Source organism: Mixta gaviniae (assembly GCF_002953195.1).
In the GTDB taxonomy this organism is placed as follows: domain Bacteria; phylum Pseudomonadota; class Gammaproteobacteria; order Enterobacterales; family Enterobacteriaceae; genus Mixta; species Mixta gaviniae.
In genome coordinates this window covers 140,654-158,582 of the sequence record NZ_CP026377.1, presented here as the reverse complement: position 1 = coordinate 158,582, position 17,929 = coordinate 140,654, and the positions used below count along the sequence as shown (strand labels likewise).

14 protein-coding genes are annotated in these 17,929 nt (G+C 62.0%); 10 read left to right on the top strand and 4 right to left on the bottom strand.

Annotated features, from left to right (window positions below; genetic code table 11):
• The first annotated feature begins 9 nt into the window (after window positions 1–9).
• From fdxH to selB, 6 genes are all read left to right on the top strand, one after another.
• Entirely contained in the window at window positions 10–912 is a 903-nt protein-coding gene (fdxH, locus tag C2E15_RS00725; protein ID WP_104955706.1) for a formate dehydrogenase subunit beta, read from the top strand.
• A complete protein-coding gene (fdoI, locus tag C2E15_RS00720; protein WP_104955705.1) occupies window positions 909–1,559 on the top strand; it encodes a formate dehydrogenase cytochrome b556 subunit in 651 nt (216 codons plus the stop codon). Before fdxH ends, fdoI begins: the two co-directional genes overlap by 4 nt.
• Entirely contained in the window at window positions 1,559–2,488 is a 930-nt protein-coding gene (gene fdhE / locus C2E15_RS00715) for a formate dehydrogenase accessory protein FdhE (RefSeq protein ID WP_104955704.1), read from the top strand. The genes fdoI and fdhE overlap by 1 nt, the downstream gene beginning before the upstream one ends.
• A gap of 71 nt (window positions 2,489–2,559) precedes the next feature.
• Window positions 2,560–3,171: a glutathione S-transferase gene (locus tag C2E15_RS00710; protein WP_104955703.1), complete on the top strand. Its 612-nt coding sequence runs from the start codon at window positions 2,560–2,562 to the stop codon at window positions 3,169–3,171.
• A 13-nt stretch (window positions 3,172–3,184) separates the two neighbouring features.
• Window positions 3,185–4,564 (top strand): L-seryl-tRNA(Sec) selenium transferase, encoded by a 1,380-nt coding sequence (selA, locus tag C2E15_RS00705; RefSeq protein ID WP_104955702.1) that lies wholly within the window; start codon window positions 3,185–3,187, stop codon window positions 4,562–4,564.
• Window positions 4,561–6,423, top strand: a complete 1,863-nt coding sequence (gene selB, locus C2E15_RS00700) for a selenocysteine-specific translation elongation factor (protein ID WP_104955701.1) — start codon at window positions 4,561–4,563, stop codon at window positions 6,421–6,423. The genes selA and selB overlap by 4 nt, the downstream gene beginning before the upstream one ends.
• A gap of 90 nt (window positions 6,424–6,513) precedes the next feature.
• Here the strand turns inward: selB and glyS are convergent, their stop codons facing one another.
• Window positions 6,514–8,583, bottom strand: coding sequence for a glycine--tRNA ligase subunit beta (gene glyS, locus C2E15_RS00695; protein WP_104955700.1), 2,070 nt, complete (start codon window positions 8,581–8,583; stop codon window positions 6,514–6,516).
• A gap of 9 nt (window positions 8,584–8,592) precedes the next feature.
• A complete protein-coding gene (gene glyQ, locus C2E15_RS00690) occupies window positions 8,593–9,504 on the bottom strand; it encodes a glycine--tRNA ligase subunit alpha (RefSeq protein ID WP_104955699.1) in 912 nt (303 codons plus the stop codon).
• A 226-nt stretch (window positions 9,505–9,730) separates the two neighbouring features.
• Between glyQ and C2E15_RS00685 the strand changes: the two genes are divergently transcribed.
• Window positions 9,731–10,726: an acyltransferase gene (locus C2E15_RS00685; protein ID WP_104959032.1), complete on the top strand. Its 996-nt coding sequence runs from the start codon at window positions 9,731–9,733 to the stop codon at window positions 10,724–10,726.
• A 156-nt stretch (window positions 10,727–10,882) separates the two neighbouring features.
• Here C2E15_RS00685 and xylB read toward each other — a convergent pair whose 3' ends face one another.
• Window positions 10,883–12,349: a xylulokinase gene (gene xylB / locus C2E15_RS00680; protein ID WP_104955698.1), complete on the bottom strand. Its 1,467-nt coding sequence runs from the start codon at window positions 12,347–12,349 to the stop codon at window positions 10,883–10,885.
• Window positions 12,350–12,367: 18 nt separating this feature from the next.
• Window positions 12,368–13,690, bottom strand: coding sequence for a xylose isomerase (gene xylA / locus C2E15_RS00675; RefSeq protein ID WP_104955697.1), 1,323 nt, complete (start codon window positions 13,688–13,690; stop codon window positions 12,368–12,370).
• Window positions 13,691–14,052: 362 nt separating this feature from the next.
• On the opposite strand from xylA, the gene xylF reads away from it, so the two are divergent.
• The 3 genes from xylF (at window position 14,053) to xylH (ending at window position 17,893) form a co-directional block, all read left to right on the top strand.
• Entirely contained in the window at window positions 14,053–15,045 is a 993-nt protein-coding gene (xylF, locus tag C2E15_RS00670) for a D-xylose ABC transporter substrate-binding protein (protein WP_104959031.1), read from the top strand.
• 147 nt (window positions 15,046–15,192) lie between these two features.
• The gene (locus C2E15_RS00665; protein WP_104955696.1) at window positions 15,193–16,725 is read left to right on the top strand and encodes a xylose ABC transporter ATP-binding protein; all 1,533 of its coding nucleotides are present in this window, start codon (window positions 15,193–15,195) and stop codon (window positions 16,723–16,725) included.
• A gap of 13 nt (window positions 16,726–16,738) precedes the next feature.
• Window positions 16,739–17,893, top strand: coding sequence for a xylose ABC transporter permease XylH (gene xylH / locus C2E15_RS00660; protein ID WP_373996399.1), 1,155 nt, complete (start codon window positions 16,739–16,741; stop codon window positions 17,891–17,893).
• Window positions 17,894–17,929 lie beyond the last annotated feature (36 nt).

The window sequence follows — 17,929 nt, the reverse complement described above, 5'->3', positions numbered from 1 at the left end:
AGAACGATTATGGCTTACCAGTCGCAAGACATTATTCGTCGCTCCGCGACAAACGGCTTAACGCCGCCGCCGCAGACGCGTGACCATCAGCAGGAGGTGGCGAAGCTGATCGACGTCACCACCTGTATCGGCTGCAAGGCGTGCCAGGTGGCCTGTTCGGAGTGGAACGACATCCGTGATGAGGTGGGGCATAACGTCGGGGTGTACGATAACCCCGCCGATCTGACCGCCAAATCCTGGACGGTGATGCGCTTTTCGGAAGTGGAGGAGAACGGCCGGCTGGAGTGGCTGATCCGCAAGGATGGCTGCATGCACTGCGCCGATCCGGGCTGCCTGAAGGCCTGTCCGGCGGAAGGGGCGATTATTCAGTACGCCAACGGCATCGTCGATTTTCAGTCGGAACACTGCATTGGCTGCGGCTACTGCATCGCCGGCTGTCCGTTCGATGTGCCGCGTCTGAATAAGGACGACAACCGCGTCTATAAATGCACCCTCTGCGTCGATCGCGTTAACGTCGGCCAGGAGCCGGCGTGCGTGAAAACCTGTCCGACCGGCGCTATCCACTTCGGCAGCAAAGCGGATATGCAGCAGCTGGCGGCGGGCCGCGTCGACGAGCTGAAGACGCGCGGCTATGAAAACGCCGGTCTCTACGATCCGGCGGGCGTCGGCGGCACGCACGTTATGTATGTGCTGCACCACGCTAACAAGCCGCAGCTTTACCACGGGCTGCCGGACAACCCGTCCATCAGCCCGGCGGTAACCTTCTGGAAAGGCATCTGGAAACCGCTGGCGGCCATTGGCTTCGCGGCCACCTTCGCCGCCTCGGTGTTCCACTATGTGGGCGTCGGTCCAAACCGCGTCAGCGATGACGAGGATGAAGATCAGCAGGAGAAAGAGGAGCGTAAATCATGAAGAAGCGCGACCTGATTGTGCGCTACAGCGCGCCGGAACGCATCAACCACTGGATTGTGGCGTTCTGCTTCGTGTTCGCCGCCCTCAGCGGCCTGGGGTTTTTCTTCCCGTCGTTTAACTGGTTGATGAATGTGCTGGGCACGCCGCAGCTGGCGCGCATCCTGCACCCCTTTGTCGGCGTGGCGATGTTTCTCGCCTTTATGCTGATGTTTCTGCGCTACTGGAAACACAACCTGGTTAACCGCGACGATCTGTTGTGGGCAAAGAATATCCATAAAATCGCCATGAATGAGGAGGTCGGCGATACCGGCCGCTATAATTTCGGGCAGAAGTGTGTATTCTGGGCTGCTATTATCAGTCTGCTGCTGTTGCTGGCGAGTGGTATTGTCATCTGGCGTCCTTACTTCGCCGGTGCCTTTCCCATCCCGCTGATTCGGCTGGCGTTACTGGTGCATTCAGTGTCGGCGGTGGGCCTGATCATCGTGATTATGGTGCATATTTACGCCGCGCTGTGGGTAAAAGGCACGCTGACGGCGATGGTGGAAGGCTGGGTTACGCCGATCTGGGCGAAAAAGCACCACCCTCGCTGGTATCGCGCGGTGCGCGAACAGCAGAGCCAACCGACACAACAGGATAAACGTCCCTGATGACTATTCGCATTATCCCGCAAGAACAGCTGGAGAAAAGCGACAGAACAACGGCGGATATGATTCCGCCGTTACTTTTCCCCAGGCTGAAAAATTTATACAGCCGCCGCGCCGCGCGTTTGCGCCAGCTGGCGGAGAAAAATCCGCTGGGCGACTATCTGCGCTTCGCCGCCTTTATCGCCGAGGCACAGGAGATCGTGCTGTATGACCATCCCCTGCACATGGATCTCCATGGGCGCCTGGTGGAATCGGCCGCCGCTGGCAGGCCGCCGCTGGATGTCAGCACCCTGCCGCGCGATGCGCACTGGCAGCGGCTGCTGCATTCGCTGATCGCCGAGCTGAAGCCGGAGATGACCGGCCAGGCGCTGGCGGTGCTGGAAAACCTGGAGAAAACGTCTGCGCCGGAGCTGGAGGCGCTTGCTTCCGCCCTGCTGGCGCACGATTTCGCCAAAGTCAGCAGCGATAAAGCGCCCTTTATCTGGGCGGCGCTGTCGGTTTACTGGGCGCAGATGGCAGCGCTGATCCCGGGCAAAGCGCGCGCGGAATATGGCGAACAGCGTCAGTTCTGCCCGGTGTGCAACAGCGTACCGGTAACCAGCGTGGTGCATATGGGCATGCAGAACGGCGGCCTGCGCTATCTGCACTGCAACCTGTGCGAAAGCGAATGGCATGTGGTGCGCGCCAAATGCAGCAACTGCGAACAAACGCGCGATCTGCACTATTGGTCGCTGGACAGCGAAAAAGCCGCCGTGAAAGCGGAAAGCTGCGGCGACTGCGGCACCTACCTCAAGATGCTCTGGCAGGAGAAAGACCCCGCCGTTGAACCGGTGGCGGACGATCTCGCCTCGCTGATGCTGGACGCGCGCATGGAGCAGGAAGGTTTCGCCCGCAGCAGCCTGAATCCGTTTCTGTTCCCGGGCACGGAGTAATTCTGACGGCCGCGCCGCCGCCCAGCGGGCCGGCGCGGCGCCCTGACTCACCCACGAGAGGGAAACGCGTAATGAAACTTATCGGCAACTATACCAGCCCCTATGTGCGCAAAATTTCCATCATCCTGTTGGAAAAAGGCATTACGTTTGAATTCAGCAATGAATCCCCCTGGTCCGAAGAGAGCCACGTCCCGCACTACAATCCATTAGGCAAAGTACCGGCGCTGGTCGACGACAGCGGCGACTGCTGGTACGACTCGCCGATTATCGCCGCCCGGCTGGAAACCCTGCCACAAACGCCGAAGCTGCTGCCCGACGACCCGCTGCAAGCGGTAAAGGTGCGTCAGCTGGAGGCGCTGGCTGACGGCGTCTGCGACGCGGCGCTGTTCATCGTGCGCGAGCAGATGCGCCCGACAGAGCAGCAGTCGCAGGAAGAGATGCTGCGCCAGCGCCATAAAATTCAGCGCGCGCTCGACGCGCTGGAGCGTGAAGCGGCCAGCGGCGCCTGGCTGAAAGGCGAACCGCTTAACCTGGCCGATATCGCCGCCGGCTGCGCCATCGGCTACATTAATTTTCGGCATGTGGCGCCTAACTGGTGCGTGGATCGCCCTGCGCTGGTAAAACTGGCGGAAAAACTCTTCCAGCGCGACAGCTTTGCCCGCACGGTGCCGCCCGCCGCCTGAGTACAAGGACGCCATGAGTACACTATACAGCCAGCTTCCGGCTATCGATCGTCTGCTGCGCACGCCTGCGCTGCAGACCTTGAGCGCGCAGTATGGCGCGACCCTGCTTACCCGTACCCTGCGCGAAATGCAGCAGGAGGCGCGCGACCTTATTCGACAACAGCAACAGTTTCCCGCCTGGCACGCCGACTGGCCGCTGGAGGCCGCGACGCGCCTGGCGCAGCGCAGCCGCAGCGCGCTGCGTCCGGTCTTCAACCTGACCGGCACCGTGCTGCACACCAATCTGGGACGCGCGCTACTGGCGGAGCCGGCGATTGCAGCGGTAACCCAAACCGCGCGCCAGGCGGTTACGCTGGAGTATGCGCTTGACGAAGCGGAGCGCGGCCACCGCGACCGGGCGCTGGCGGCCCTGCTCTGCGAGCTGACCGGCGCGGAAGATGCCTGCATCGTCAACAACAACGCCGCGGCGGTGCTGCTGATGCTGGCGGCGCTGGCGCCGGACCGTGAAGTGGTGGTGTCGCGCGGCGAGCTGGTGGAGATCGGCGGCGCCTTCCGCATTCCCGACGTGATGCGTCAGGCGGGCTGCCGACTGCACGAGGTGGGCACCACCAACCGCACCCACCTGAAAGATTACCGTGGCGCGGTGAACGAACAGACCGCGCTGCTGATGAAGGTTCATACCAGCAACTACCAGATTCAGGGCTTTACCAAAGCGGTGGATGAGGCGGAACTGGCGGCGCTGGGCGAAGAGCTGGGCGTGCCGGTGATAAGCGATCTCGGCAGCGGCTCGCTGATCGACCTCAGCCAGTATGGTCTGCCCGCCGAGCCGATGCCGCAGCAGCTGATCGCCAGCGGCGTCAGCCTGGTGAGCTTCTCCGGCGATAAGCTCCTGGGCGGCCCGCAGGCGGGCATTATCGTCGGCAAAAAGGCGCTGATCGCCCGGCTGCAGCAGCACCCGCTCAAGCGCGCGCTGCGGGTTGACAAGCTGACGCTGGCGGCGCTGGAAGCCACACTGCAGCTCTACCGCCAGCCGGAACGGCTATGCGACAGCCTGCCGACGCTGCGTCTGCTGACGCGCGACCGGGCGGCGCTCTTACCGCTGGCTGAACGCCTGCTGCCGCCGCTGCAGGCAAAGTGGGGCGACGCCTTTTCGCTGGCGATCGCCCCCTGCTTTTCGCAGATCGGCAGCGGTTCGCTGCCGGTTGACCGCCTGCCCAGTTACGCTATTACCTTTACGCCGAAGGCGGAACGCGGCGGCGGGCTGGACGCGCTGGCGCAGCGCTGGCGTCAGTTGGAGGTGCCGGTGATCGGCCGCCTGCAGGAGGGCCGTCTGTGGCTCGATCTGCGCTGTCTCGACGATGAATCGCTGTTTCTGCGGATGTTAACCTCATGATTATTGCCACTGCGGGCCATGTCGATCATGGCAAAACCGCCCTGCTGCAGGCGCTGACCGGCACCGACGCCGATCGCCTGCCGGAAGAAAAGAAACGCGGCATGACCATCGACCTCGGCTATGCCTACTGGCCGCAGCCTGACGGCTGCGTGCTGGGCTTTATCGACGTACCGGGCCATGAAAAGTTTCTCGCTAATATGCTCAGCGGCATCGGCGGCATTAACCATGCGCTGCTGGTGGTCGCCTGCGACGATGGCGTCATGCCACAAACACGCGAACATCTGACGCTGCTGAAGCTGGCAGGCCAGCCGCCGCTGACCGTCGCGCTGACCAAAAGCGATCGCGTAACGGAAACGCGCGTCGCCGAGGTGGCTGAACAGGTTACGGCGTTGATGCAGCAGCTGGGCTGGGAAGCATGCGCCTGTTTTCCGGTCAGCGTGGTAAGCGGCGCGGGCCTGGATGTACTGCGGCACCATCTGGCCGCCCTGCCGACCTGCGAAGCGGCGGAAGCGCGGCCGTTCCGCCTGGCGATCGATCGCGCTTTTACCATTAAAGGCGCCGGACTGGTGGTGACCGGCACCGCGCTGGCGGGCGAGGTGCGCGTCGGCGATCGGCTGTGGCTGACCGGCGTTAGCCAGCCGGTGCGGGTACGCGGCCTGCACGCGCAGAACCAGCCGACGCAGCAAGCGGGCGGCGGCCAGCGTATCGCGCTGAATATCAGCGGCGAAGTGGAAAAAACGCAGATCAAACGCGGCGACTGGCTGCTGGAGATGCAGCGGCCAGAGGGCGTTCACCGGCTGATTGTCGCACTGGATACTCTGCAGCCGCTGCAGCAGTGGCAGCCGGTGCATATCTATCACGCCGCCAGCCATATCACCGGCCGCGTTTCGCTGCTTGACGGCGAACTGGCAGAGCTGGTGCTGGATGCGCCGCTGTGGCTGGCGGACAACGACCGGCTGATCCTGCGCGACATCGGCGCGCGTCAAACGCTGGCGGCGGCGCGCGTGGTGCTGCTCGACAGCAAGCGGCGCGGCAAGCGCCAGCCCGACTACCTGCGCTGGCTGCACCAGCTGGCCGGGGCGCAGGATGACGCCGGGGCGCTGCATTGCTACCTGCAACAGCAGCCCTGGCAGCCGGAGACGCTCGCCTGGGCACGCCAGCGCCAGCCGCAGGCGCTGCAGGCGTTGTTAACGGCGCAAACGCCCACAGAGGCGGGCGGCTGGCTGCTTTCCGCCGAAACCGCGCAGCGCTGGCAGGAGACACTGCTCAGCGCGCTGGCGCATTTCCATCAGCAGCACAGCGATCAGCCGGGCGTCGGCCGCGACCGGTTGCGACGCATCGCGCTGCCCGACGTGCAGCGGGAGATCGCGTATGCGCTGATTGAGTCGCTGATCGCGCGCGGCGAGCTGGCAAACCGCCAGGGCTGGCTGCATCTGCCCGCTTTCACACCGGCGTTCAGCACGCAGGAAGCTGCGCTCTGGCAGCAGGTCGCGCCGCTGTTTGCCGATGAGCCGCTTTGGGTGCGCGATATCGCCCGCCAGCTGGGCGAAGAGGAAGAGACTATCCGGCGGCTGCTGTTGACCGCGGCGCAGCTGGGCCACGTTACGGCGATCGTCCGCGATCGCTACTACCGCAGCGATCGGATCGCGATCTTCGCCGATCTGATCCGGCAGCGCGCGGCGGCCGGCGGTGCCACCAGCGCAGGTGATTTTCGCGACAGGCTGGGCACCGGGCGTAAAATCGCCATCCAGCTGCTGGAATTTTTTGACCGCAGCGGTTTTACCCGGCGGCGCGGCAATGACCATATCCTGCGCGATGGCGCACTGTTCAACGACGCACCACCTGACACCCGGCAATAATCCCCTGCGCTGAAAAGCAGAACGCCGGACACCCTTGCGGGTGCCCGGCGTTCCGGAAGGCGCGACGGCGGAAAAGCTCCGCCGCCAGGCTTACTGCAGCAGCGAGATATCCGCCACCTGCAGGAACAGCGCGCGCAGTTTGGCCAGCAGCGTCAGTCGGTTAATGCGCACCGCCTGATCGTCCGCGTTGACCATCACTTTATCGAAGAAGTTATCCACCGCTTCGCGCAGCTGCGCCAGCTCGATCAGCGCATCCTGATAGCGACCTTCCGCGAACCACGGCTGCAGCTTGCTCTCCAGCGCGGTGACGAAGGTGGCCAGCTTGATCTCTTCGTTTTCTTTCAGCAGCGACGCCTGCACGCGATCGTTCAGCGGCTCGGTCGCTTTTGCCAGAATGTTGGAGACGCGCTTGTTGGCGGCGGCCAGCGCGGCGGCCTCCTCCAGCGTGCGGAAGTGCGAAACTGCCTTCATGCGCGCATCGAAATCAGCCGGACGGGTTGGACGACGTGCCAGCACCGCCTGAATGGTGTCGACGCTGTGGCCCTCTTCCTGATACCAGGCGCGGAAGCGGCCCAGCATAAAGTCGATCACCTCATCCACCACCTTCGCGTTGGTCAGCTTGCTGCCGTAGAGACGCACCGCCTCTTCGGTCAGGGTTTGCAGATCGAGCGGCAGACGTTTTTCCACGATGATGCGCAGCACGCCCAGCGCGGCGCGGCGCAGCGCGAACGGGTCTTTATCCCCTTTCGGATGCTGACCGATGCCGAAGATGCCCGCCAGGGTATCCATTTTGTCGGCGATCGCCAGCGCGCAGGCGACCGGGCTGGCAGGCAGATCGTCGCCGGCGAAACGCGGCTGATACTGCTCGTTCAGCGCGACAGCGACCTCTTCCGCTTCGCCGTCGTGACGCGCGTAATGCATGCCCATCACGCCCTGGGTGTCGGTGAACTCAAACACCATGTTGGTCATCAGATCGCACTTGGAGAGCAGGCCCGCACGGGTCGCCAGGTTGACGTCCGCGCCGATTTGGCCGGCGATCCAGCCCGCCAGCGCCTGAATGCGATCGGTTTTGTCGCGCAGGGTGCCGAGCTGTTGCTGGAACAGCACGGTTTCCAGACGCGGCAGGTTATCTTCCAGACGCTTTTTGCGGTCGGTATTAAAGAAGAACTCGGCGTCAGCCAGACGCGGACGCACCACCTTCTCGTTGCCGGAGATGATCTGCTTCGGATCGCGCGATTCGATATTGGCGACAAAGATAAAGTGCGGCAGCAGTTTGCCGTCGTTATCGTAGACCGGGAAATATTTCTGGTCGCCCTTCATGGTGTAGACCAGCGCTTCCGCCGGCACCGCGAGGAATTTCTCTTCGAAGGTCGCGGTCAGCACGACCGGCCACTCCACCAGCGAGGTGACCTCTTCCAGCAGGCTGTCGCTCAGATCCGCGTTGCCGCCGATCTGGCGCGCCGCCGCTTCCGCGTCAGCTTTAATTTTGGCTTTGCGCGCGTCGTAATCGGCCATCACTTTGCCGTGCGTTTCCAGGATCTGCGGATACTGGTCGGCATTATCGATGGTGATTTCCGGCTCGCCCATAAAGCGGTGGCCACGCAGCGTGCGGCCCGATGGGATGCCCAGAATAGTGGCGGGGATCAGCTCGTCGCCCAGCAGCAGGGTGACGGTATGCACCGGACGCACGAACTGCACGTCGCTGTCGCCCCAGCGCATCAGCTTCGGCACCGGCAGCTTCGCCAGCGCGTTGGCGATCATCGCCGGCAGCAGCGCCTGCGCGCTTTCGCCCTGCACATGGGCGCGGTACATCAGCCATTCGCCCTTGTCGGTTTTCAGGCGCTCGGCCTGATCGACGGTGATGCCGCAGCCGCGTGCCCAGCCTTCGGCCGCTTTGGTCGGCGCGCCGCTGGCGTCAAAGGCGGCGGCGATCGCCGGGCCGCGTTTCTCAACTTCGCGATCCGGCTGCGCGGCGCTCAGGCTGGCAACTTTCAGCGCCAGACGGCGCGGCGCGGCGTACCAGCTTACTTCGCCATGCGCGAGGCCCGCATTGTCCAGCTCGGCGGTGACCTGCGCGGCGAAAGATTCCGCCAGGTTGCGCAATGCTTTCGGCGGCAGCTCTTCGGTGCCGATTTCCACCAGAAAAGTTTTTTCAGTCATGGCTGCCTCTTATTTGTTGTTATTGCACATCGGGAAGCCCAGCGCCTCGCGGGAGGCGTAATAAGCTTCAGCCACGGCTTTGGTCAGGGTGCGGATGCGCAGAATGTAGCGCTGACGTTCTGTCACCGAGATCGCCTTGCGCGCGTCCAGCAGGTTAAAGCTGTGCGCCGCTTTAAGGATGCGCTCATAGGCCGGCAGCGGCAGCGGTTTTTCCAGCGCCAGCAGCATCTGGGCCTCTTTTTCATACTGCTCGAAGCAGGTGAAAAGGAAATCCACGTCGGCATATTCGAAGTTGTAGGTGGACTGCTCCACTTCGTTCTGGTGGAACACGTCGCCGTAGGTGGTTTTACCCAGCGGGCCATCGCTCCAGACCAGATCGTAGACGCTGTCGACGCCCTGGATATACATCGCCAGACGCTCCAGGCCGTAGGTGATTTCGCCGGTCACCGGCTTGCACTCCAGGCCGCCGACCTGCTGGAAGTAGGTAAACTGCGTCACTTCCATGCCGTTCAGCCAGACTTCCCAGCCGAGACCCCAGGCGCCCAGCGTCGGGTTCTCCCAGTTATCTTCGACAAAGCGGATATCGTGAACGCCAGGATCCAGGCCCAGCTCTTTCAGCGAGCCGAGATACAGCTCCTGAATATTCTCCGGCGACGGCTTAATGATCACCTGGAACTGGTAGTAGTGCTGCAAGCGGTTCGGGTTTTCCCCGTAGCGGCCATCGGTAGGACGGCGTGAAGGCTGCACATAAGCGGCGGCGATCGGCTCCGGACCCAGCGCCCGCAGGCAGGTCATCGGGTGAGAAGTGCCAGCGCCGACTTCCATGTCCAGTGGTTGAACGATGGTGCAGCCCTGACGCGCCCAGTAATCCTGCAAGGTCAGGATCAGGCCCTGAAAGGTCTTGGTATCAAACTTTTGCATGTTGAATTCGCACGCGATACGGGTGGATTAAAAAAGTGTGCGTCAGTATACCCTTTGACCGGCGGTTATGCAGCCCGAGATCGCGCCTGCCCGCGCGCTTTGTTTGGAAAGGGTTGAGGCGGCGGCGTCAAAAGAAGGCAAATCCGATTCCTGGCGGAGCGAGGTTGTTGAAGCGCAGCCGCCTGGCTACCCTCATAAACGTAAGTGCAAGCGATATGAGGAAAAAATGTCTCTGCAAAAGATTGGCTGGATAGACAATTTACGCGCCGTCGCCTGTTTAATGGTGATTGTGATCCATACCACCACCTGGTATATCACCAACAGCGATCGGGTGGCGGAATCCGCCTGGGATCTGGCGAACCTGCTTAACTCTGCGTCGCGCGTCTGCGTGCCGCTGTTCTTTATGATCTCCGGCTACCTGTTTTTCGGCGAACGCAGCGCGCAGCCGCGCCATTTTCTGCGTATCGTGCTGTGCCTGCTGTTTTACAGCGTGGTGGCGCTGCTCTACATTACCTCGCTGACGCCGATCAGCGAAAAGCTGTCGCTGCTGCACCTGCTGCAGAAGCCGGTGTTCTATCACCTGTGGTTTTTCTTCGCCATCATCACTATCTACCTCTTTTCGCCGCTGATTCAGGTGAAAGCAACCACGGCAGGCTATATCGTCGCGCTGGTGCTGGTGATGGCGGTGATCGCCAACCCTCATACCGCCGATCAGTCGACCGGCCGCTTTCAGTGGCTGCCGGTTAATCTCTATATCAGCGGCGAAAGCATTTACTATCTGCTCTATGCTCTGCTGGGCCGCGCCCTGGGCACCATGAACACCGAAAGACGCGGCGTCAGCTGGCTGGCGGCGCTGCTGTTTATCGCCTGCGTGGCGGGCATCTCACTGGGGACCCAAAAGGAGCTGCACGTCAACGGCGCGTTCTCCGACCTCTGGTATCTCTACTGCGGCCCACTGGTGTTTATCGGCGCGCTCAGCCTGTTCGTCTGGTTTAAAAACTGCCTCAACCAGCCGCTGCCGGGGCTGGCGCTGATCTCCCGCAATTCGCTGCCGATTTACGGCTTCCACGCGCTGTTTATCCACTTTATGCGCACCCATCATCTCGATCATACCCAGCGACCGCTGCTGGATATCGCGCTGATTTTCAGCGTAACGCTGGCGGGCAGCCTGTTGCTGGCGCTGGGACTGCGCCGGCTCGACAGACGTCATCTGGTGAGTTAAGCGCGGCATCGGGGCTGCACCGCCCCGACGGACGGTATCGGGTGCGTTAGCGCCGCATCAGAGATACCGGCGTCGGGTGCGTTAAGCGCGACATCGGAGCGATAAGCGCGGCATCGGAGCGATAAGCTGCGCCTGCACGCAGCCCGGCGCCGTTTTTTACAGGGAATCGGTCGCCATCAGCGGGGCCAACTGCTGATAAAGCCTGGCGAACAGCGCGCGCCGCGGCTGATAGCGCTGATGGCGCTGCGCCTCCGGCTGATGCCGCTGTTCCAGCGGCAGCGTAGGCAGCAGGGCCTCTGGCGGCGTAGCGGGCTGCAGCGCCAGCTGCGCCAGCCGGGCGGCACCAAGCGCCGGGCCGACATCGCCGCCGTGGCAGTAGTCCAGGGTCTGACCGCTGATATCCGCCAGCAGCTGCCGCCAGAACGGGCTGCGCGCGCCGCCGCCGATCAGCGTCACGCTTTCCGGCTTAATGCCGCAGGCGTGTACCGCATCCATGCCCTCCGCCAGCGCATATCCCACCCCTTCCAGCACCGCCAGCGCCAGTTCGGGGCGGCCATGCTGGTGCGTCATGCCGAAAAAGACCCCTTTCGCCTGCGGATTATTGTGCGGCGTGCGTTCGCCGGAAAGGTAGGGCAAAAAGAACAGCGGCGGTACGTCATCGCGCGCGCGCTCCGCCTCGGCCAGCAAGTCAGGCACGTCGGCGCAGCCGGTCAACGCCGCTGCCCAGTCCAGGCAGGCCGCCGCGCTGAGCATCACCGACATCAGATGCCAGCGGTTCGGCAGCGCATGGCAGAAGCTGTGAACCGCGCTTTCCGGGTTCGCCAGAAAGCCGTCGCTCACCACAAAATAGACGCCGGAGGTGCCGAGCGAGAGCATACCTTGCCCGGCATTGATCATGCCGGTGCCTACCGCGCCTGCGGCATTATCGCCGCCGCCCGCCACCACCGGCACGCTTTCCATGCCCCAGCGCTGCGCCAGCGCCGGCTGCAGGTAACCGGTGATCTGGTTACCTTCGTACAGCGTCGGCATTTGCGCCTGGGTCAGCCCACATGCCTCCAGCAGCGCATCGCTCCAGCAGCGGTTCGCCACATCCAGCCAGAGCGTGCCCGCCGCGTCGGACATATCGCTGGCGAAGTCGCCGGTCAGCCGCCAGCGCAGATAATCTTTCGGCAGCAGCACCTTAGCGATGCGCGCGAAAATGTCCGGCTCATGCTGCCGCACCCATAGCAGCTTCGGCGCGGTGAACCCCGGCATCATCAGGTTGCCGGTAATGCGCCGCGCCTGCGGTAGCGTCTCCTCCAGCTGCTGACACTGCGCAAGGCTGCGGCCGTCGTTCCATAACATCGCCGGGCGCAGCGGTTGATATTCCGCATCCAGCAGCGTTGCGCCATGCATCTGCCCGGTCAGGCCGATCGCCCTGACCTGGCTGAGATCGTGCTGCTGACGCAGCGCCTGCAGCGCGTGGTCGGCCGCCTGCCACCAGCTTTCCGGCGCCTGCTCGCTCCATAGCGGCTGCGGGCGCGAAACCGTCAGCTTCTCCGTCTGGCTGGCGATGACCTCACCTGCGGCGTTCAGCAGCACCACCTTAACGCCGGAGGTGCCTAAATCGATACCGATAACCATGCTCCGGCTCCTGTTGGTTTATCCACGGTACAGCCAGCTGTTTACCAGATTCTCCAGCTGTTCCTGACGCCCGCTCTGGTGCTGCGGATTGAACTGATGCGCTAACGCATGGGACGCCAGCGCCGACAGCGACATTTCGCCCTGCAGGATCTGCTGCCCCAGCTCGGCATTCCAGCCGCTGTAACGCTGCGCCACACGGCGGTCCAGCTCGCCCGCTTCCATCATGCGTGCCGCCACTTTCAGCGCCAGCGCCATGGTATCCATCGCGCCGATATGGCCGTAAAAGAGATCGTATTTGTCGGTGCTTTGACGGCGCACTTTGGCATCAAAGTTCAGGCCGCCGGTGGTAAACCCGCCCGCCTTCACAATCTCATACATCACCAGCGCGTTCTCTTCCACGCTGACAGGGAACTGATCGGTATCCCAGCCCAGCTGCGGATCGCCGCGGTTGGCGTCCACCGAGCCGAAGATGCCCAGCGCGATGGCCGTGGCGATCTCATGATGAAAGCTGTGGCCCGCCAGCGTTGCATGGTTCGCCTCGACGTTCACTTTAATCTCTTTTTCCAGCCCAAACTGCTTCAGAAAGCCGTAGACCGTCGCCACGTCGTAATCATACTGATGTTTGGTCGGCTCCTGTGGCTTCGGCTCGATCAGCAGCGTGCCCTGGAAGCCGGTTTTATGTTTATGCTCCACCACCATCTGCATAAAGCGGCCAAGCTGCTCGCGCTCCTGGCGCAGATCGGTGTTCAGCAGGGTTTCGTAGCCTTCGCGGCCGCCCCACAGTACGTAGTTTTCGCCGCCGAGCTGATGGGTTGCCTGCATCGCGCTGCACACCTGGCTCGCCGCCCAGGCGAACACTTCCGGATCGGGGTTGGTGGCGGCGCCGGCGCCATAGCGTGGATGGGTAAAGCAGTTGGCGGTGCCCCACAGCAGCTTCACGCCGGTCTGCTGCTGTTTCTGCTGCAGCACTTCGGTCATCAGCGCCAGGTTGTGTTGATAGCTTTTCAGCGACTCCCCTTCCGGCGAGACGTCCACATCGTGGAAGCAGTAAAACGGCACGTTCAGCTTGTAGAAAAACTCAAAGGCGACATCCGCTTTGCGCTTCGCCATCTCCAGCGCGTCGCCCGCCTTTTGCCAGGGCCGGTCGAAGGCGCCGACGCCGAACATATCCACGCCGGTCCAGCAGAAGGTATGCCAGTAGCAGGCGGCGAAACGCAGGTGGTCCTCCATGCGCTTGCCCAACACGATTTCATCGGGATTATAGTGACGAAACGCCAGCGGATCGCTGCTGTCCGGCCCCTGATAGCTAACGCGCTCGATCTGATCAAAATATGCCTGCATCTTTCACTCCTTAACACGTCGACCGGAAATGGTCAGCGAACAGGTGTCTATTCTGGTAAGCGCTCCGGCGTCGCTCAATTACGTTATTTCACACCGCAATTAAGATAATTATTAACTGTGCGTCGTGTCGCAAAATAAGCCATTCCGTTCCCCATTTTTCGTATCGCCACGCAAAATAAAGGGTCTTTCCGCCGCACATTCCTTAAAAAATCGATCGCCATCATAAAATCAGCAATAAACCAAAAAACGTAACGCCGGGATAAAAATCTGTAATTGAAGAAACCTGGCTCTCAGGTCAAGAATTCATCAGCCCGTTCAGGAACGCTCCGATAAAAATGACCTCAACCTACAGGGTAACGATGATGAAAATGAAACACACTTTACTGGCCGCCTGCGCGGCGCTGGCGCTGTTTAGTCAGGGCGGCGCGGCGAAAGAGGTGAAGATCGGCATGGCAATTGACGATCTGCGCCTTGAGCGCTGGCAAAAAGATCGCGATATTTTCGTCAAAAAAGCAGAGGCGCTGGGCGCCAGCGTATTTGTGCAGTCCGCCAACGGCAATGAAGAAACTCAGATGTCGCAAATCGAAAATATGATTAACCGCGGCGTGGATGTGCTGGTGATTATTCCCTATAACGGCCAGGTATTAAGTAATGTGATTGCCGAAGCGAAACAGGAAGGTATTAAAGTACTGGCCTACGATCGCATGATAAATAACGCTGACATCGATTTTTATATCTCCTTCGATAATGAAAAAGTGGGCGAACTTCAGGCCCAGAGCCTGGTTAAGCAGGTGCCGCAGGGCAATTATTTTCTGATGGGCGGCTCGCCGGTGGACAATAACGCCCGCCTGTTCCGCGACGGGCAGATGAAAGTGCTTAAACCGCTGATCGACCAGGGCAAAATCAAGGTGGTGGGCGATCAGTGGGTTGACGCCTGGCTGCCGGAAAACGCGTTGAAAATCATGGAGAACGCCCTGACCGCCAACAATAACCATATCGACGCGGTCGTCGCGTCTAACGACGCCACCGCCGGCGGCGCGATTCAGGCGCTCTCCGCGCAGGGGCTGGCGGGCAAAGTGGCGATCTCCGGGCAGGATGCGGACCTCGCGGCGATCAAGCGCATCGAAAACGGCACGCAAACCATGACGGTGTATAAACCGATCAGCAAACTGGCGGATGAAGCGGCGAAAATCGCCGTCGAGCTGGGCGACGGCAAGCAACCCCAGTCCAACGCCACCCTCAATAACGGCAAAAAAGCGGTGCCCTCCTGGCTGCTGACGCCGATCCCGGTCGATAAGAGCAACATCGACAGCACCGTCGTCGCCGACGGCTTCCACAAAAAAAGCGACCTCTGAGTTCGCGCATACTGGCGACGCCTTTGCCACGCAGACAACCCGGCCACGGATGGCGCGGCGGCGAGCATCCGCCGGGCGCGGCTTGCGGCGCGGCGAAAAAGCCAACCATCCTGCCGACGCATGGCAGGCAAACAGTGGAGGAATGTGATGACGACGCTGCTGGAAATGAAAAATATCACCAAGCGCTTCGGCAATGTGAAGGCGGTGGATGATATTTCGCTGCGCCTTGAGGCGGGCGAAGTGGTGTCGCTGTGCGGCGAAAACGGCTCCGGCAAATCGACGCTGATGAAAGTACTGTGCGGGCTCTATCCGACCGGCGACTACGAAGGAGAAATCCTGTTCGCCGGCGAGCCGCTGCACGCCGCCACCATCCGCGATACGGAGCGCAAGGGTATCGTCATTATCCATCAGGAGCTGGCGCTGGTGCGGCAGCTGACGGTGCTGGAAAACATCTTTCTCGGCAGTGAAATCACTCGCGGCGGCATGGTCGACGACGAAACCATGGCGCTACGCTGCCAGCGTTTGCTGCAGCAGGTGAAGCTGGATATCTCGCCCCACACGCGCGTCGGCGAGCTGGGCATCGGCCAGCAGCAGCTGGTGGAGATCGCCCGCGCGCTGAACAAGCAGGTGCGGCTGCTGATCCTGGATGAGCCGACCTCTTCGCTTACCGAACAGGAGACGGGCGTGCTGCTGGAGATCGTCAAGGATCTGCGCGATCACGGCATCGCCTGCGTCTATATCTCGCACAAGCTGAACGAAGTAAAAGCGATTTCTGACACCATCTGCGTGATCCGCGATGGCAAACATATCGATACCTGTCCGGCGGGCGGGCTGAGCGAAGATGACATCATCACAATGATGGTTGGACGTGAGCTGACCGCGCTCTATCCGCGCGAGCCGCATCAACAGGGTGAAACGATCCTGCGGGTAGAGAAGCTGACCGCCTGGCATCCGGTGAACCGTCATCTGCGGCGGATGAACAATGTCTCTTTTACGCTGCGGCGCGGCGAAATCCTCGGCATCGCCGGGCTGGTGGGCGCGGGCCGTACCGAGACCGTACAGTGTCTGACCGGCCTCTGGCCGGGACGCTGGGAAGGCGAGGTGGTGATTCAGGGCCATCGCGTTAACCCGCGCCGCTGGGATTGCCAGCAGGCGATTCGCCACGGCATCGCCATGGTGCCAGAAGATCGTAAAAAGGATGGCATCGTGCCGCTGCTGGGCGTCGGCAAAAATATCACCCTGGCGGCGCTCAGCCAGTTCAGCGGCCCGCTCTCAGTGCTGGACGAGGCGCGCGAGCAGGTCGCCATCAATGACGCTATCCGCCAGCTGCGAGTGAAAACTGCCTCGCCGGAGCTGGCGGTTGGCCGTCTCAGCGGCGGTAATCAGCAGAAGGCGGTGATCGCCAAATGCCTGCTGCTGAATCCGCAGGTGCTGATCCTCGACGAACCGACGCGCGGCATCGATATCGGCGCCCGCGTGGAGATCTACAAGCTGATCCATCAACTGGTGCAACAGGGCATCGCCATTATCGTGATCTCCTCCGAGCTGCCGGAAGTGCTGGGGCTGAGCGATCGCGTGCTGGTAATGCACGAAGGCCAAATCAAAGCTGACTTGCCGAACCATAACCTGACGCAGGAGCAGGTAATGGAAGCGGCGCTGCGGAGTGAACATTATGCTTAAGACCAATACCGCTATGCTGCCCGCCAGCGGCGGCGGCGCGCCGGGCAAACTGCGCCTGCTTAACCTGCAGGTGCTGGTCATGCTGGCCGCGATCCTGTTGATTATGCTCTTTTTCACCTGGATGACCGACGGCGCCTATCTCAGCGCGCGCAATGTCTCCAACCTGCTGCGCCAGACAGCGATCACCGGCATTCTGGCGGTGGGGATGGTGTTCGTAATTATCTCGGCGGAGATCGATCTGTCGGTCGGCTCGATGATGGGCCTGCTGGGCGGCGCGGCGGCGATTTTCGATGTCTGGCTGGGCTGGCCGCTGCCGCTGACCATCGTGGTAACGCTGGCGCTCGGCCTGCTGCTGGGCGCGTGGAACGGCTGGTGGGTGGCCTACCGCAAAGTCCCCTCGTTTATCGTCACCCTCGCCGGGATGCTCGCTTTTCGCGGCGTGCTGGTTGGCATCACCAACGGCACCACCGTTGCGCCGACCAGCCCGGCGATGTCGCAGATTGGTCAAAGCTACCTGCCTGACGGCATCGGTTTTGGCTTCGGCGTGATCGGGTTGGGCCTGTTTATCATCTGGCAGTGGCGGCTGCGGCTGCGTCGTCAGCAGATGGGGCTGTCGCAGCCGCCGGCGCGCAGCGCGGTGTCGCGTCAGGCGATTACCGCTCTGCTGGTACTGGGCGCTATCTGGCTGCTAAACGATTATCGCGGCGTACCGACGCCGGTGCTGATCCTCGCGCTGCTGCTGCTGGCGGGCATGTTTATGGCCACGCGCACCGCCTTTGGCCGCCGTATCTACGCTATCGGCGGCAACCTTGACGCCGCGCGGCTCTCCGGCATCAACGTGGCGCGCACCAAGCTGGCGGTGTTCGCGATTAACGGCCTGCTGGTGGCGGTTGCCGGATTGATCCTCAGCTCCCGTCTCGGCGCCGGCTCTCCCTCCGCCGGCAATATCGCCGAGCTGGATGCCATCGCCGCCTGCGTGATCGGCGGCACCAGCCTGGCGGGCGGCATCGGTTCGGTGGCGGGCGCGGTGATGGGGGCCTTTATTATGGCTTCGCTGGATAACGGCATGAGCATGATGGATGTGCCGACCTTCTGGCAGTACATCGTCAAGGGCGCCATTCTGCTGCTGGCGGTCTGGATGGATTCCGCCACCCGGCGACGTGCGTAATGGTCGAAGCAGATCACAGGGCTCGCCAATTTTTTT

What these genes read in the sequence shown, in the direction of transcription:
- xylB (WP_104955698.1), bottom strand. Translation starts at nt 12,349, where the DNA reads ATGGTTATCGGTATCGATTTAGGCACCTCCGGCGTTAAGGTGGTGCTG.
- glyS (WP_104955700.1), bottom strand. Translation starts at nt 8,583, where the DNA reads ATGACTGAAAAAACTTTTCTGGTGGAAATCGGCACCGAAGAGCTGCCG.
- C2E15_RS00685 (WP_104959032.1), top strand. Translation starts at nt 9,731, where the DNA reads ATGTCTCTGCAAAAGATTGGCTGGATAGACAATTTACGCGCCGTCGCC.
- C2E15_RS00665 (WP_104955696.1), top strand. Translation starts at nt 15,193, where the DNA reads ATGACGACGCTGCTGGAAATGAAAAATATCACCAAGCGCTTCGGCAAT.
- fdoI (WP_104955705.1), top strand. Translation starts at nt 909, where the DNA reads ATGAAGAAGCGCGACCTGATTGTGCGCTACAGCGCGCCGGAACGCATC.
- fdhE (WP_104955704.1), top strand. Translation starts at nt 1,559, where the DNA reads ATGACTATTCGCATTATCCCGCAAGAACAGCTGGAGAAAAGCGACAGA.
- glyQ (WP_104955699.1), bottom strand. Translation starts at nt 9,504, where the DNA reads ATGCAAAAGTTTGATACCAAGACCTTTCAGGGCCTGATCCTGACCTTG.
- C2E15_RS00710 (WP_104955703.1), top strand. Translation starts at nt 2,560, where the DNA reads ATGAAACTTATCGGCAACTATACCAGCCCCTATGTGCGCAAAATTTCC.
- selB (WP_104955701.1), top strand. Translation starts at nt 4,561, where the DNA reads ATGATTATTGCCACTGCGGGCCATGTCGATCATGGCAAAACCGCCCTG.
- xylA (WP_104955697.1), bottom strand. Translation starts at nt 13,690, where the DNA reads ATGCAGGCATATTTTGATCAGATCGAGCGCGTTAGCTATCAGGGGCCG.
- xylF (WP_104959031.1), top strand. Translation starts at nt 14,053, where the DNA reads ATGAAAATGAAACACACTTTACTGGCCGCCTGCGCGGCGCTGGCGCTG.
- xylH (WP_373996399.1), top strand. Translation starts at nt 16,739, where the DNA reads ATGCTGCCCGCCAGCGGCGGCGGCGCGCCGGGCAAACTGCGCCTGCTT.
- selA (WP_104955702.1), top strand. Translation starts at nt 3,185, where the DNA reads ATGAGTACACTATACAGCCAGCTTCCGGCTATCGATCGTCTGCTGCGC.
- fdxH (WP_104955706.1), top strand. Translation starts at nt 10, where the DNA reads ATGGCTTACCAGTCGCAAGACATTATTCGTCGCTCCGCGACAAACGGC.